The sequence below is a fragment of the Streptomyces sp. ISL-12 genome (genome assembly GCF_018614415.1).
In the GTDB taxonomy this organism is placed as follows: Bacteria; Actinomycetota; Actinomycetes; order Streptomycetales; family Streptomycetaceae; genus Streptomyces.
In genome coordinates, this window is sequence record NZ_JAGGOO010000149.1 from 17,825 (window position 1) to 32,509 (window position 14,685).

12 protein-coding genes and 1 pseudogene are annotated in these 14,685 nt (G+C 70.8%); 4 read left to right on the plus strand and 9 right to left on the minus strand.

The genetic code is table 11. The features are described 5' to 3' along the window. Positions 1–77: 77 nt before the first annotated feature. Entirely contained in the window at positions 78–1,463 is a 1,386-nt protein-coding gene (locus J7I94_RS33640; RefSeq protein ID WP_215173407.1) for an alpha-amylase family protein, read from the minus strand. Between the two features lie 120 nt (positions 1,464–1,583). Then, a pseudogene (locus J7I94_RS33645) lies at positions 1,584–1,871 on the minus strand (ADP-ribosylglycohydrolase family protein); the annotation flags it as partial. A 125-nt stretch (positions 1,872–1,996) separates the two neighbouring features. Here J7I94_RS33645 and J7I94_RS33650 point away from each other — a divergent pair. Further along, positions 1,997–2,155, plus strand: coding sequence for a hypothetical protein (locus J7I94_RS33650; RefSeq protein ID WP_306522692.1), 159 nt, complete (start codon positions 1,997–1,999; stop codon positions 2,153–2,155). 73 nt (positions 2,156–2,228) lie between these two features. Here J7I94_RS33650 and J7I94_RS33655 read toward each other — a convergent pair whose 3' ends face one another. From J7I94_RS33655 to J7I94_RS33680, 6 genes are all read right to left on the minus strand, one after another. After that, positions 2,229–2,648: a hypothetical protein gene (locus tag J7I94_RS33655; RefSeq protein WP_215173409.1), complete on the minus strand. Its 420-nt coding sequence runs from the start codon at positions 2,646–2,648 to the stop codon at positions 2,229–2,231. Further along, entirely contained in the window at positions 2,645–2,995 is a 351-nt protein-coding gene (locus J7I94_RS33660) for a hypothetical protein (RefSeq protein ID WP_215173411.1), read from the minus strand. The genes J7I94_RS33655 and J7I94_RS33660 overlap by 4 nt, the downstream gene beginning before the upstream one ends. Positions 2,996–3,312: 317 nt before the next feature. After that, a complete protein-coding gene (locus tag J7I94_RS33665) occupies positions 3,313–4,992 on the minus strand; it encodes a glycoside hydrolase family 13 protein (protein WP_215173413.1) in 1,680 nt (559 codons plus the stop codon). Between the two features lie 112 nt (positions 4,993–5,104). After that, positions 5,105–6,010, minus strand: coding sequence for a sugar ABC transporter permease (locus J7I94_RS33670; protein WP_215173415.1), 906 nt, complete (start codon positions 6,008–6,010; stop codon positions 5,105–5,107). A gap of 10 nt (positions 6,011–6,020) precedes the next feature. Then, positions 6,021–7,028: a carbohydrate ABC transporter permease gene (locus tag J7I94_RS33675; RefSeq protein WP_215173417.1), complete on the minus strand. Its 1,008-nt coding sequence runs from the start codon at positions 7,026–7,028 to the stop codon at positions 6,021–6,023. A 111-nt stretch (positions 7,029–7,139) separates the two neighbouring features. Further along, the gene (locus J7I94_RS33680; RefSeq protein ID WP_215173419.1) at positions 7,140–8,408 is read right to left on the minus strand and encodes an extracellular solute-binding protein; all 1,269 of its coding nucleotides are present in this window, start codon (positions 8,406–8,408) and stop codon (positions 7,140–7,142) included. A 381-nt stretch (positions 8,409–8,789) separates the two neighbouring features. Between J7I94_RS33680 and J7I94_RS33685 the strand changes: the two genes are divergently transcribed. Together J7I94_RS33685 and J7I94_RS33690 are read left to right on the plus strand one after the other, a co-directional pair. Continuing rightward, positions 8,790–9,824, plus strand: a complete 1,035-nt coding sequence (locus J7I94_RS33685; protein WP_308114814.1) for a LacI family DNA-binding transcriptional regulator — start codon at positions 8,790–8,792, stop codon at positions 9,822–9,824. A 109-nt stretch (positions 9,825–9,933) separates the two neighbouring features. After that, a complete protein-coding gene (locus J7I94_RS33690; RefSeq protein ID WP_215173423.1) occupies positions 9,934–10,833 on the plus strand; it encodes a phosphatase PAP2 family protein in 900 nt (299 codons plus the stop codon). Positions 10,834–11,019: 186 nt separating this feature from the next. Here J7I94_RS33690 and J7I94_RS33695 read toward each other — a convergent pair whose 3' ends face one another. Then, entirely contained in the window at positions 11,020–14,034 is a 3,015-nt protein-coding gene (locus J7I94_RS33695) for a bifunctional [glutamine synthetase] adenylyltransferase/[glutamine synthetase]-adenylyl-L-tyrosine phosphorylase (RefSeq protein ID WP_215173425.1), read from the minus strand. 124 nt (positions 14,035–14,158) lie between these two features. On the opposite strand from J7I94_RS33695, the gene J7I94_RS33700 reads away from it, so the two are divergent. Then, on the plus strand, positions 14,159–14,602 hold the full coding sequence (locus J7I94_RS33700) for a VOC family protein (protein ID WP_215173427.1): 444 nt from the start codon (positions 14,159–14,161) through the stop codon (positions 14,600–14,602). Positions 14,603–14,685 lie beyond the last annotated feature (83 nt).

Consider the following 14,685-nt stretch of genomic DNA (forward strand, 5'->3'; position numbering starts at 1 on the left):
ACCTCGCCGCAAGGGTTGCAGCAAGGGTCGTGAAAGTAACGGAAAGACATTTCACGACCCTTGCGCCGGGCGTCGGTTCAGCAGCTCGACTTGCCCGCGTACAGCGCCAGCGCGGTGTTGGCGCCGAGGGTGGCGGCGAACTGGCCGGAGCCGTTCACGGTCACCGTCGTGTTGCTCTGGACGTCGCAGTACGTGCCGGCGGACAGGGACGTCTGGTACGTCCGGGTCAGCGACGCGCCCTCGTGGTTGATGGCGACGTACCCCTTGGCACCGCGCCCGAAGGCGATGGCGTCGCCCCCGTTGTCCCACCAGTTGGTGACGGACTCCCCGCGCACGGCGTTGCGGAAGGCCACCATCGACTTGATCTCCGGCCAGGCGTGCTGGCACTTCCAGCCGTCCTGCCAGCAGGCGTTGACCTGGCCGTTGTCGGGCGGCCCGGCGTCCGTGCTGGACCACTCGTACCCGCTGTTGACGTCCGGCGCCCCGTAGGGCCAGGCCAGCATGAAGACGTTGGCGAGGGTGTAGTTGGCGTTGTCCTTGTAGCTGAGGGTGGAGCCGTTGCGCTCGGTGTCGTGGTTGTCGACGAAGACACCGGAGACGCCGCTGCTCATGTACCCCCAGCCCTCGCCGTAGTTCTTCAGGTAGGCGAGGTTCTCGTTGTTGAAGACGCGCTTGAGGTCGTAGGCGTAGCGGAACTCCTGGACGTCCCCGTTGCCCGTGTACTCGGTCGGCTGGACGGCCTCCCCGCTGCCGTAGATGACCTCCTGCTTCCAGTAGACGGACGGGTTGCTGAGCCGCGACTTGATGTTCGCGAGGTCGGCGGCCGGGATGTGCTTGGCGGCGTCGATCCGGAAGCCGTCGACACCGAGGGAGAGCAGGTCGTTGAGGTACCCGGCGATCGCACCGCGCACATAGCTCTCGCCGGTGTCGAGGTCGGCGAGGCCGACCAGCTCGCAGTTCTGCACGTTGGCGCGGTCGGTGTAGTTGCTGATCTGCGCGGTGCAGTCGTCGAAGTCGTAGGACGAGTACAGCCCGGGGTAGTTGTACTTCGTGTACGCCGATCCGCCGGTGCCGGTGCCGCTGCCCGCGGACATGTGGTTGACGACGGCGTCGGCGACGACCTTCACGCCGGCCGCGTGGCAGGTGTTCACCATGGACTGGAACGCGGCCCGGTCACCGAGCCGCCCGGCGATCTTGTAGCTGACCGGCTGGTACGAGGTCCACCACTGGGACCCCTGTATGTGCTCGGCGGGCGGGGAGACCTGCACGTAGCCGTAGCCGGCGGGACCGAGGGTGTTGGTGCACTCCTTGGCGACCGAGGCGAAGTTCCACTCGAAGAGGACGGCGGTGACGTCCTTGGTGCCGGGCGGGGACGCCTGCGCGGGACCGGCTGCGGTCGGGTTCATGACAAGGGCAGCCGCGGCGAGGGTGGCTGCACCGAAGAGGAGGGATCTGCGTGCCATGTGGGGGCCCTTCTTCGTTGAAGGCTCTTGCTGCAAGGTTTCTGAAACCTTGCGGTGACGCAGATGTTAAAGCTTCGATCATCGAAAGGGGAGGCGTCGTGCGGAAGTTGCCGCGGGCGGTCAGCTCGCGGCGGCCACGAGGCGTGACGCGAACCGGGTCAGGTCGTCCGCCCGCAGCACCCGGCCGCCGAACCCCGGCAGGGGGACGTGCAGGGGCTCGGTCCAGCGGGCGGGGATCGCGTCCAGGCCGTCGCGGGCGCCCGCGAGCCCTCCGGTGACCGCGGCGACGGTGTCCGTGTCACCGCCGAGGTCGATCGCCGCGCGGACCGCCTCCGCGAAGCTCCCCGTCGTCCGCAGGGCCCAGACTGCCGAGCCCAGGCAGGGCCGGACGGCACCGTTGTGCTCGGTGCCGAAAAGCACGACCACCGCACAGAAGGGGCACCGCCCGTACGGAACCTGAAACCCGCACAGCGCGCGTTCAGGACGCCGAGGCGGCGAGAGACGAACTGGCTCGCGCACTGGCGGACGCGGGCGTGCTGCTGCCGTCGCTGGGGCTGGACGCCGTGTCACTCGCCGGCGAGTATCTGCCGCCCTTGGTGGATCTCGGGCGCTGCAACCCGAGTACCGCGCGGAAGATGGCGGCGGTCCTGCGCGAGAGCGGCGCGAACGAGCTGGCCGCCAGGGCGCGCTAGCTGAACCGCAGAAGCGGGCCCCTGACCGAGAACTAGTCTCCCGCGCCAGGGGTGAACGGGGCGCCGGCTCGACTCAGGTCCGTTCCTCCAGTTCCCCCTCGGCGGTCAGCCGGAGTGCCCCGGTCAGGGCCTGGTCGCAGCCCTCCTTGGTCTGCCGCAGGGTGATCGTGCGGGATGCCTTCAGAGCGGTCGTGTCAGTTCCGCCGCCGGACAGTTCGAGGCGAACGTGAGCGCGTGGTTCGTCGTAGCTGTCCGGCAGGGTCAGGCTGACCCGCAGCTGGTCGCCGAAGCGGAGCGGCGCACCGCTTCCGCAGTGCTCGGCCACACACAGCCGATAGACGGAGTCCTCGTCGTAGGACAGCGCGCCGGCCTGCCAGGTCACGGCGACCTGGGGGATGAGGTCGAGCAGCGAGCACGGCTTGGAGTCGCCGCCGCAGCCGGTCAGCGCCCACAGGATGGTGCCGACGGTGGCGACCCGCAGCGGTCGGCTCACCGCTTCTTCACGATGCCGGGCAGCACGTCCTCGGCGAGTCGAGACGGCGTCCCGCCGGGGTGCCGCCGGGTGGTGCAGCTGATCAGGGCGCCGGATTCCGCAAGACGGGGACGGTAGTTCGGTCGTATCGGGGGTACGCCACGGACGCGATCCTCGTCACCGACGACCGCTTGCCGCGCCATCCATCGCGTATGGCGCGGACCGGCGGCCCTCCTGCCCGCCTCGGACAGTTCGCCGTCGGGCAGGGCGGACACCGCCTCGTCGGACAACTCCGCGAAGCGGACACGCTTCGGGCTCCAGCAGCCACCCCACCCGGCCACCACACCAGCCACGAAGAACGTGAACATTTCCCAGCCCACTGTCCTCCCCTCACTCATTTGAGCGCCCTCCTGACATTCGCCCCCCACCTGCTCACGTTCTCCGACGACGGGTACACGACCCGAGCCCGATGTCGGTGAAGACGATCGCGCAGTCGTAGCCGGTCGTGTCCGAACAGTCCCGGTGAAGTTCGGGACCAGCTCAAGGTCCACCTCGTCGAAAGATGGCCGGCCCCGCTGTCTTCGCAGCGGAGTGCCCGCCGCATGACACCACCGGGGTGCGCCGAGGGCCCGCCGCTCCCGGGCAAGGTTCCAGGAAGCGGCGGGCCCTCGGGCAGGGCGGGCGGTCAGCCCGTCGTCCACCACACCGTCGTGTCCCCCGGCACCTTCGCCTCACCGTCGGCCTCGGTCACCTCGCCGCTGGAGAGCAGCACGCGCCCGTGCACCGGCACCGTGACCGACTCGCCGGTCGTGTTGGCGACGCACACGAACTCGCCCCGCCGGAAGGCGAGGACGCCCTCGGGTGCCCGCAGCCACTCCACCGCGTCGCCCGCGCCCAGGTCGGGCTGGTCGCGGCGGACGGACAGGGCCGTGCGGTACAGCTCCAGGGTGGAGCCGGGGACGCCGGTCTGCGCCTCCACGCTCAGCTCGCCCCAGCCCTCGGGCTGCGGGAGCCAGCTGCCGCCGGCGCCGAAGCCGTACGACGATCCCGTGCGGGTCCAGGGGATCGGCACCCGGCAGCCGTCGCGGAAGCCGTCCTGGCCGGCGCCGCGGAAGTAGGCGGGGTCCTGGCGGACCTCGTCGGGGAGGTCGGTGACGTCGGGGAGGCCGAGTTCCTCGCCCTGGTAGACGTAGGCGGAGCCGGGGAGGGCCAGCATGAGCAAGGTGGCGGCCCGCGCCCGCTTAAGGCCCAGTTCGCGGTCGCCGGGCAGGCGGATCTGGGTGCCCAGGCCCGCCGGGTTGGCGAAGCGGGTGGTGTGGCGGGTGACGTCGTGGTTGGAGAGGACCCAGGTGGAGGGGGCGCCGACCGGGCGCATCGCGTCCAGGGTGCGGTCGATGACGCCGCGCAGTTCGCCGGCGTCCCAGTGGGTGCTCAGGTACTGGAAGTTGAACGCCTGGTGCAGCTCGTCGGGGCGGACGTAGTGCGCGGTGCGCTCGACGGTCGGGGTCCAGGCTTCCGCGACGAAGATGCGCTCTCCGGAGTACTCGTCCAGGATGCGCCGCCACTGGCGGTAGATCTCGTGGACGCCGTCCTGGTCGAAGAACGGCATGACATCGTTGCCCAGCAGCTTCAGCTGGTCGTGGTCCCCGAGGTCCGGCAGGCCCTCCGCCTTCACCAGGCCGTGGGCGACGTCGATGCGGAAGCCGTCGACGCCCATGTCCAGCCAGAAGCGCAGGATCGAGCGGAACTCGTCGCCGACCGCCGGGTGCTCCCAGTTGAAGTCGGGCTGCTCGGGGGCGAAGAGGTGGAGGTACCACTCACCGTCCTCGACCCGCGTCCACGCCGGGCCGCCGAAGATGGACTCCCAGTCGTTGGGCGGCAGTTCGCCGTTCTCGCCCTTGCCGGGGCGGAAGTGGTAGCGGTCGCGGCACGGGGAGCCGGGGCCTTCCGCCAGGGCGCGCTTGAACCACTCGTGCTGGTCGGAGGAGTGGTTGGGGACCAGGTCGACGATGATGCGCAGGCCCAGTTCGTGGGCGTCGCGGATCAGGGCGTCGGCGTCCAGGAGGGTGCCGAACATCGGGTCGACGGCCCGGTAGTCGGCCACGTCGTAGCCGGCGTCGGCCTGCGGCGAGGCGTAGAAGGGGCTGAGCCACACCGCGTCCACGCCGAGGTCGCGGAGGTAGGGCAGACGGGTGCGGACGCCTTCCAGGTCGCCCATGCCGTCGCCGTCGCTGTCGGCGAAGCTGCGCGGGTACACCTGGTAGATCACCGCGTCCCGCCACCAGTCGCGGCGCCGGGTGGCGGTGGCGACGGCCGATGCGGTCCGGGGAGTCGGGGCCTGGGCTGCGGAGTGCTGCTGGCTCATGTCGTCCTTGCTGCGTAACGGGTACAGGGAAGCGTGGGCGGGAGGGAGGCGGTCGCGGGTGCTGCGGGGTCGGACGGACACACCGCGACCGCCACCCGTACGAGGGAGGGACTCAGCCCTTCGTGCCGCCCGCCGTGAGGCCGGTCACCAGGTTCTTCTGCACGAGGTAGAAGAAGGCCGACACCGGTATCGCGATCAGCACGGCGGTGGCGGCCATCAGGTTGCGCTGCGCGTCGTGCTCGCTGACGAAGCTCTGCAGTCCGACGGCGAAGGTGTACTTGGTGTCGGACAGCATGAACGTGGAGGCGAAGGCGACCTCGCCGAACGCCGTGATGAAGCTGTAGAAGCCGGCCACCGCCAGGCCCGGCCGGGCCAGCGGCAGGATCAGCCGGAAGAACGTGCCGAACGGCGACAGCCCGTCGACGCGGCCCGCCTCGTCGATCTCGAACGGGATGGTGTCGAAGTAGCCCTTGAGCAGCCAGGCGCAGTACGGCACCGCGGTCGAGCAGTAGACGAGGACCAGGCCCAGGTAGCTGTCGATCAGTCGCAGCTCGGAGAGGATCTGGTACATCGGCACGATGAGTACGGCGATGGGGAACATCTGCGTCAGCAGCAGCACCCACATCAGCTTCCGGTACCCGGGGAAGCGCATCCGGGAGACCGCGTACCCGGTCGTCGCGGCGACCAGGACGCCGATGACCGTGGTGCCGAGCGACACGATCAGCGAACTCTTCAGCCACTCCCAGAAGTTGGTGTGCTGGAGGACGAACGCGTAGTTGTCGAACGTCATCTTCCCCCAGATCTCGCCGGGGTGGAGGTAGTCGTCCTTGTCCGGGCCGAGGGAGAGGAAGACCAGCCAGGCGATGGGGAAGAGGGCGATCAGGGAGGCGACGATCAGGACGGCGTGCGAGGCGAGGGCGTTGCCCGTGCCACGCCGGCCGCGCCGCACCGCGCTGCGAGGAGCGTCGGCCTGCTCCGCCGGACCGGTCGCCGGGGTGGTGACGGTGGTGGTGGTCATGGTGGATGCCTCAGATCGCGAGCTGCTGCTCATCGCGGTTCAGCCAGCGGCGGTAGAAGGAGGTGAAGACGATCAGGACGGCCAGCAGCAGGATGCCGTAGGCGGCGGACTGCGCGAACTCGCGCGGCTGCTGCCCGAAGCCGAGCTGGTAGGCCCAGGTGACCAGGATCTGCGCGTCCGGCGCGGTGTTGCCGAAGAGCAGGAAGATGATGGCGAACTGGTTGAAGGTCCAGATGACGCCCAGCAGGACGACGGTGGAGCTGACCGACCGCAGACCCGGCAGCGTCACGTGCCGGAAGCGCTGCCAGGCGTTGGCGCCGTCCATCTCGGCGGCCTCGTACAGCGAGGAGTCGATCGACTGGAGCCCGCCGAGGAGCGAGACCATCATGAACGGCACCCCGCACCAGGTGTTGACCATGATCGCGGCGAACCGCTGCCAGAAGGTGTCCTCCAGCCACAGGGGCGTCGGCAGGTGCAGCGACTCCAGGGCGGAGTTGATGATGCCGGAGTCGGCGAGCATGAACCGCCAGCCGAAGACCGTCACGAAGGTCGGCACGGCCCAGGGCAGGACCAGGATCAGCCGGTAGAAGGTGCGTCCGCGCAGGTTCTTCTGGTTGAGCAGCAGGGCCAGGCCCAGGCCGATGCAGTAGTGCAGGGTGACGCAGGCGGCCGTCCAGACGACCGTCCAGACGAAGTGCGACCAGAAGCGGTCGTAGGCCGTCTCGCCCCACAGGATGTCGGCGTAGTTGTCGAGCCCGACGAACTTGTACGTCGCCTCGATCTCGTTGACGCCGATGGTGCGCGCGGAGTTGAGGCTGTTCGCGTCGGTGAGGGTGAGGTAGAAGCCGTAGGCGAGCGGGTAGAGCACCAGGACGCCGAGGACGATCACGACCGGGGCGATCATGGCGTAGGCGTACCAGTGTCTCTGGTATCCGTGCTTCAGACGCGTGCCCAGCCCGGGCCGCGGCGTGCGGTCACCGCGGCGCTTGCCGGTGGCGCGGTCGATGGCGACTGTCATGGTTCGACGACCTTCTCGGAATCCTGCGGGTCAAGATCTGGGGCTTGGGCCGGTGGCCGCCGGGCCCCGCTCCCCCCCCGGGGCGGGACTCCGGCGGCCACCGGGGCCGGCTCACTTGCTGAAGTCGGGCACCAGCTTGGTGAACGCCGTCTCGATGTCGCCCAGCCCGTCGTCCAGGGACTTCTTGCCGCTGGCGATCAGGGGCAGTTCGTCGTCGAGCGGGGTCAGCAGGGAGCTGTACTCGGGCAGTGCCGGGCGCGGCCGGGCGCTGGACAGGACGGTCTGGTAGCCGGTGATGCCCGGGTCGGCCTTCACCTTCTCCGTGTACGCGTCGTCCCGGGTGGGCAGCGTGGAGTTCTTCAGCGCGGTGGTCTCCTGCGCCTTCGCGGAGGTCATGAAGTTCACGAACTTCAGGGCCGCCTTCTGGTGCGCCGCGTCCGAACCGGCGTAGACGGAGAGGTTGTGGCCGCCGGTGGGAGCCCCCGCCTCGCCCGTGGAGCCGGCCGGGACGGTCGCGATCCCCAGGTTCTCCTTGTCCTTGAAGGCGGAGCCCTTGTAGAAGTTGGTGATCTCCCAGGGGCCCTCGATGATCGCGGCGACCTCGCCGTTGACGAAGGCGTCCTGCTTGTGGGCGTAGGCGTCGGCGGTCACGTCGGCCTTGCCCAGGCCCTTGCCGTCGAACAGGCCCAGCCAGGTCTGGTACGCCTTCTTCGCCGCGGCGGAGGTGACGGTGATCTTCTTGCCCTCGGTGTCGACGAGGTCGGTGCCCTCGCCGAAGAGGAACGGCTGGCCGTAGTACCCGGCGGTGGAGCCCTGGTACCCGTCGACCCCGGTCTTCTCCTTGATGGTGGCGGCGGCCTTCTTCAGGTCGTCCCAGGTCTTGGGGACGTCGACGCCGGCCTTCTCGAACAGGGCCTTGTTGTAGACCAGCGCGAGCGTGTCGGTGACCAGCGGGACGCCGTACACCTTGCCCTCGTACGTGGCCTGCTCGATCAGGCTGCTCTGGAACTTGTCCTGGTCGGCGAGGGCCTCGGTGCCGTCCAGCGGCAGGAAGAAGCCCTTCTTGGCGAAGGCGGCGGTCCAGCCGACGTCCGTGCGCAGCACGTCCGGGGCGCCCGAGGCGCCGGCGGCGGTGTCGAACTTGTTCTGCGCCTGGTCGAAGGGGACGTTGACGAAGTTGACCTTGATGTCCTTGTTGGCGGCCTCGAACTCCTTGACCAGGGCCTTGTACGTCGGCGCCTCGTTGGTCGCGTTGGAGGTGTCCCAGTAGGTGATGGTCACCGGTCCGTCGGCCGAGTCGCCGCTGTCGCTCCCGCCGCAGGCCGTCGCCGCGAGGGCGAAGGACGCCACCAGCGCGGTGGCCGCTATGCCACGCCGCATGAGTTCTCCTTGAGGGTGAAAGCCCGTGAGTGCAGGAGGGGTCCCGTCCGCCGCTCCTGTCGACTTGCCGACTGCGTCGTTGCTGCCGCCGCCGGGCGACGTGAACGTAACAGCGATGAAAGCGTTCCGAAAGACCTTGCAGAAAAAAAGTGCAAGACGCCGCCGACGTTATCCGGGTGTGACCTGTCGGCGACCGTCGTGAGACGCTTGTTTCCGGGGGTCGACCGCTCTGGGGCCGGTTGTGCAAGACTCTGCAAGTTCTTGCCGTCAATTTCTTGAGGGAGCGCGATGACGCAGCAGCCCGCGCGGGGGCGTCCGACAAGTCGCCCACGGCGGCCGATCGGTGGGCAAGCAGCGCACCGCCCGGTACAGTCCACCCCTGTGACCACACGGCTTGCCGACATCGCCGCCCAGGCGGGGGTGAGCGAAGCGACCGTCAGCCGCGTCCTCAACGGCAAGCCGGGCGTCGCCGCCACCACCCGCCAGTCCGTACTGGCCGCCCTGGACGTCCTGGGCTACGAGCGCCCCGTACGCCTGCGCCAGCGCAGCGAGGGCCTGGTGGGTCTGATCACCCCGGAGCTGGAGAACCCCATCTTCCCGGCGCTCGCCCAGGTCATCGGCCAGGCGCTGACCCGGCAGGGGTACACCCCGGTCCTCGCCACCCAGACCCCCGGCGGCTCCACGGAGGACGAGCTGACGGAGATGCTGGTCGACCGCGGGGTGGCCGGCATCATCTACGTCTCCGGCCTGCACGCCGACACCAACGCCGACATGCAGCGCTACGAACGCCTGCGCGCGCAGGGCGTGCCGTTCGTCCTGGTCGACGGTTTCTCCCCGAAGGTCCAGGCCCCGTTCATCTCCCCCGACGACCGCGCGGCGATGAACCTGGCCGTCACGCACCTGGCCTCCCTGGGCCACACCCGCATCGGCCTGGCCCTGGGTCCCAAACGCTTCGTGCCGGTCCAGCGCAAGATAGAGGGGTTCGTCCGCGCCGTGCAGGACCTCCTGGGCCTGCCCGCCGACCAGATCGAGACAGAACTGATCCAGCACTCCCTCTACACCCTGGAGGGCGGCCAGGCAGCCGCCTTGGCCCTGATCGAACGGGACTGCACGGCGGTGGTGTGCGCCAGCGACATGATGGCGCTCGGCGCGATACGCGCGGCACGGCAGCGCGGCCTGGACGTCCCCAAGGACGTCTCGGTGGTCGGCTTCGACGACTCCCCGCTGATCGCCTTCACCGACCCGCCCCTCACCACGGTCCGCAAGCCGGTCCCGGCGATGGGACAGGCCGCCGTACGCACCCTGCTGGAGGAGATCGGCGGGACCCCGGCCCCGCACAGCGAGTTCGTGTTCATGCCGGAGCTGGTGGTCCGCGGCTCGACGGCCTCGGCCCCTCAGGGGCGCCGACGCGACTGAGTCCTCCTCAGGGGGGACCGGCCACCCTCCGGCCGTTGTAGAACATGCGTCCAGAACCCGACGGAGGGATGATCGGTAGGCGAAGGCTTATCTGGCAGACTCTGTGCCTATGGGTGACACGACCGTGACGACAACGGAAAGCCGAGATGAGGCTGTTCCGCAGCAGGTCACGGACGCGACGCGGCAGTCCCTCCGGCACCGCCTGCGCGCCCCGCGCCGGCCTCGCCTGTGGTTCGAGATCCTCCTGATCGCGGTCAGTTACTGGCTGTACTCGCTCGTGCGCAACGCGGTGCCCGAACAGCGCGGTCAGGCGCTGCGCAACGCCGACTGGATCTGGCGGCTGGAACACCAACTCGGCATCGCCGTCGAGCAGTCGGTCAACCATGCCGTGAACTCGGTTACTTGGCTGATCGTCGGCATGAACTACTACTACGCGACCCTGCACTTCGTGGTCACCCTCGGGGTGCTGGTCTGGCTCTTCCGCCGCCATCCCGGCCGCTACGCGGCGACCCGGCTCGTCCTGTTCGCGACGACGGGGGTCGCGCTGGCCGGCTACTACCTGTACCCGCTCGCCCCGCCCCGGCTGATGAACGGCGGCGGCTTCATAGACACCGTCATGGTCCACGAGACCTGGGGGTCGATGGCCTCCGGCGACCTGAAGAACATGTCCAACCAGTACGCCGCGATGCCGTCGATGCACATCGGGTGGTCGCTGTGGTGCGGGCTGACGATCTTCGCGCTGGCGTCCGTGCCGTGGGTGCGGGTGCTGGGGCTGCTGTACCCGGCGGCCACGCTGGTGGTCATCGTCGCGACGGCCAACCACTTCTGGCTGGACGCGGTGGGGGGTGCGGTGTGTCTGGGCTTCGGGTACGTGGTCGCTGCCGCGTGGTACGGGAGGGTGCCGTATGCGTTGCCTCGGGTGCCGGGGCCCTTCGGGGGTGGCGGGGACGGTACGGGAAGGCGCCCTTGGCTGAGCGCGGGGCGGGTGGGTCGCGCGGCCCGGCGCTGACGGGGTGCCGCCCGCGCCCGCCCTCCCCCACTCCCGGCTTCGCCCGAGCGGGGGACCCCCATCGCCCCTGGGGGTACCTCCCAGGCCGTTCAGGCACTGGGGGAGGCACGATTGCCCGCGGACTGACGGGCTGACGGCCGGGCTCGCTGTACCTTCGCGCCCCCGGCCCGCCCGCGGCCCCCGGCGTCACCCCCCGTAGAACAGCGTCTCCACAACCCCCCGGGCCCGCCGTGCCGTGCGGCGGTACGCGTCCAGCATGTCGCCGACGTGACCGTCCCCGTACCCCAGGTACCGCCCCACCGCCGCCAGCTCCCGGCTCTCGCTCGGGAAGGTGTCCCCGGCCCTTCCCCGCACCAGCATCACCGCGTTCCGCACCCGCGTCGCCAGCACCCACGCCTCGTCCAGGATGCGGGCGTCCGACTCGCCCACCAGCCCCGCCTCGCGCGCGGCGACCAGCGCCGCCCGGGTCCGCGTCGTCCGCAGCCCCGCCACCTCGTGCCCGTGCCGCAACTGCGCCAGCTGCACGGTCCACTCCACGTCCGACAGTCCGCCCGGCCCCAGCTTGACGTGCAGTTTCGGGTCCGCCCCGCGCGGCAGCCGCTCCGACTCCATCCGCGCCTTCAGCCGCCGGATCTCCCGTACCGCGTCCTCGTCCAGCCCCCGCGCCGGGTACCGCAGCGGATCGACCAGTTCCAGGAACCGCCGCCCCAGATCCGCGTCGCCCGCCACCACCTCCGCCCGCAGCAGCGCGTGCGACTCCCACACCAGCGACCAGCGCCGGTAGTACGCCGCGTACGACCCGAGCGTCCGCACCATCGGCCCGGACTTCCCCTCCGGCCGCAGATCCGCGTCCACGACCAGCGGCGGGTCCGCGCTCGGCACCTGCAACAGCCGTCGCATCTCCGCCACGACCCGGTTCGCGGCCTCCCCCGCCTCCCGCTCCCCGACCCCGTCCCTCGGCTCGTGCACGAACAGCACGTCCGCGTCCGACCCGTAGCCCAGCTCGTGCCCCCCGAACCGCCCCATTCCGATGATCGCGAACCGGGTCGGCAGCTCATCGCCCCACCCTTCCCGCACCACCGCCCGCAGCGTCCCCGCCAGCGTCGCCGCCGTCAGGTCCGACACCGCCGCGCCCACCCGGTCCACCAGCGCCCCGGGATCGGCCACCACGGGCTGCGCCTCGGTCCCGTACGACGCCACGATGTCCGCCGCCGCCGTACGGAACAGCTCCCGCCGCCGTACCCCGCGCGCCGCCGTCACCCCCTGTACGGCCCCCTCCGCGCGCCCGACCGCCGCGAAGATCTCCGCCTCCAGTTGCTCCCGCCCGCGCGGAGCGAGCCCTCTGCCGTGCCCACCGCTCCCGCCGTCCCCGTCGCCGAGCAGCGCGACCGCCTCGGGCGCCCGCATCAGCAGGTCGGGGGCGAGCCGCCCGGCGGACAGCACCCGCGCGAGGTTCTCCGCCGCCGCGCCCTCGTCCCGCAGCAGCCGCAGGTACCAGGGCGTGTTCCCGAGCGCGTCCGACACCTTCCGGAAGTTGAGCAGCCCGGTGTCCGGGTCCGCCGAGTCCGCGAACCACCCCAGCAGCACCGGCAGCAGCGTCCGCTGGATCGCCGCCTTGCGCGTCACGCCCGACGCCAGCGCCTCCAAGTGCCGGAGCGCGGCGCCCGGATCGGCGTACCCGAGCGCGACCAGCCGCTCCCGCGCCGCCTCGGCGCTCAGCCGCGCCTCTCCCGGCGCCAGCGCGGCCACCGCGTCAAGGAGCGGCCGGTAGAACAGTTTCTCGTGCAGCCGCCGCACCACCGCCGCGTGTCGCCGCCACTCCCGCAGCAGCGTGGCGACCGGGTCGGTGCGCAGCCCCAGCGACCGTCCGATGCGCCGCAGATCGGCCTCGTCCTCGGGCACGAGATGCGTCCGCCGCAGCCTGTGCAACTGGATACGGTGCTCCATCGACCGCAGGAACCGGTACGCCTCGTCCAGCTGAGCCGCGTCCACCCGCCCCACGTACCCGCCCGCCGCCAGCGCCTTCAGCGCGTCCAGCGTCGTACCGCTGCGCAGCGACGCGTCGGCCCGCCCGTGCACCAGTTGCAGCAACTGCACCGCGAACTCGACGTCCCGCAGCCCGCCCGGCCCCAGCTTCAACTGCCGGTCGACCTCGGCGACGGGGATGTTCTCGATCACCCTGCGCCGCATCTGCTGCACGTCACCGACGAAGTTCTCCCGCTCGGCGGCCTGCCACACCAGCGGCTGGAGCGCGGCGACGTACTCCTCCCCCAGCGCGAGGTCCCCGGCCACCGGCCGGGCCTTGAGCAGCGCCTGGAACTCCCAGGTCTTGGCCCAGCGCTGGTAGTAGGCGAGGTGGCTGCTGAGCGTGCGCACCAGCGGGCCGTTGCGGCCCTCGGGGCGCAGATTGGCGTCGACGGGCCAGATGGAGCCCTCCACCGTGGTCTCCGAGCAGATCCGCATGAGGTGGGACGCGAGCCGTGTCGCGGCCCGTACCGCCGCCGTCTCGTCGGCCCCCTCCACCGGCTCGCCCACGAAGATGACGTCGACGTCGGACACGTAATTCAGCTCGTGGCCCCCGCACTTGCCCATCGCGATCACCGCGAGCCGGCACAGCCCGGCGTCCTCGGGCGCGGCGGCCGCCGCGATCCGCAGCGCGGCGCGCAGGGTGGCGGTGGCGAGGTCGGCCAGTTCGGCGGCGGTCTCGGCGACGTCGATGGTGCCGCACACGTCACGGGCGGCCAGCGACAGCAGACAGCGCCGGTAGGCGACCCGCAGCGAGACCGGGTCGTCGGCCCCGCCCAGGCACTGCTCGAACTCCGCCACCCCCGGGTGCAGGTCACGCGGTTCGTACGTGACCAGCGCCCGCCAGTCCCCGGTGTGCCGGACGAGATGGTCGCCGAGCGCCTCGGAGGCGCCCAGCACACCGAGCAGCCGGTCGCGCAGCGGCTTGGACGCGGTGAGCGTGCCCAGCAGTTCCCGGCGCGCGGCGGGCTCGGGCTGCGCCTCCAGGAGCCGGACCAGGCCGTGCAGCGCGAGGTCGGGGTCAGCGGTGGCGCCGAGGGCGTCGAGGAGCACCGGGTCGTCGCGGACCGGCGTCAGCTCCACGCTGTCCAGCAGCCGCTCGGCGGCCGAGGCATCCGTGAAGCCGTGCCGCAGCAGTCGCGTGAAGGTACTGCTCCTGCGCCCCGGCGCCGTCATCCCCGGCCTCCTGTCGGATCAAGGTCGTCCTGGCCAGAGCCTAACCGGACACCCGGCCGACGGGGTGGCGCCCGGCTCGGCCATCCGCTTGGGTGGACGGAAGCCGTCCGAAGGGAGCCGCACCATGGACATGACCCTCGAAGTGATCCCGCTGCCCGTCAGCGACATCGACCGCGCCCGGGACTTCTACCGGGACAAGGTCGGCTTCCACGTCGACATCGACACGGAGGTCATGCCGGGCATGCGGATCGTGCAGCTGACTCCGCCGGGCTCGGGCTGTTCGATCGCGCTGGGCGACAGCATCTGGGAGATGGCCGGTGGCGCGCGGCCGGCGCCGGGCTCGTACCAGGGCCTCCAGCTGTGCGTCGCCGACATCGAGGCGGCGCACGCGGAGCTGTCCGGGCGGGGCCTGGAGGTCTCCGAGCCGGTGCGGTACGCACCGGACGACGGGGCGACGTTCCTGTACTTCAAGGACCCGGACGGCAACGGGTGGTCGGTGCAGGAGTACCGGCGGCGGGCTGAGGAGCCGTTGCACGCGCTGCTGGGGAAGTTGGCGGCGCAGGGGTAGCGACGGGGGCCGTTGGGTGCGTTGCCGGGTGCGGGCCGTGAGGGCTGGTCGCACAGTTCCCTGCGCCCCTAGGGCCTGTCGTT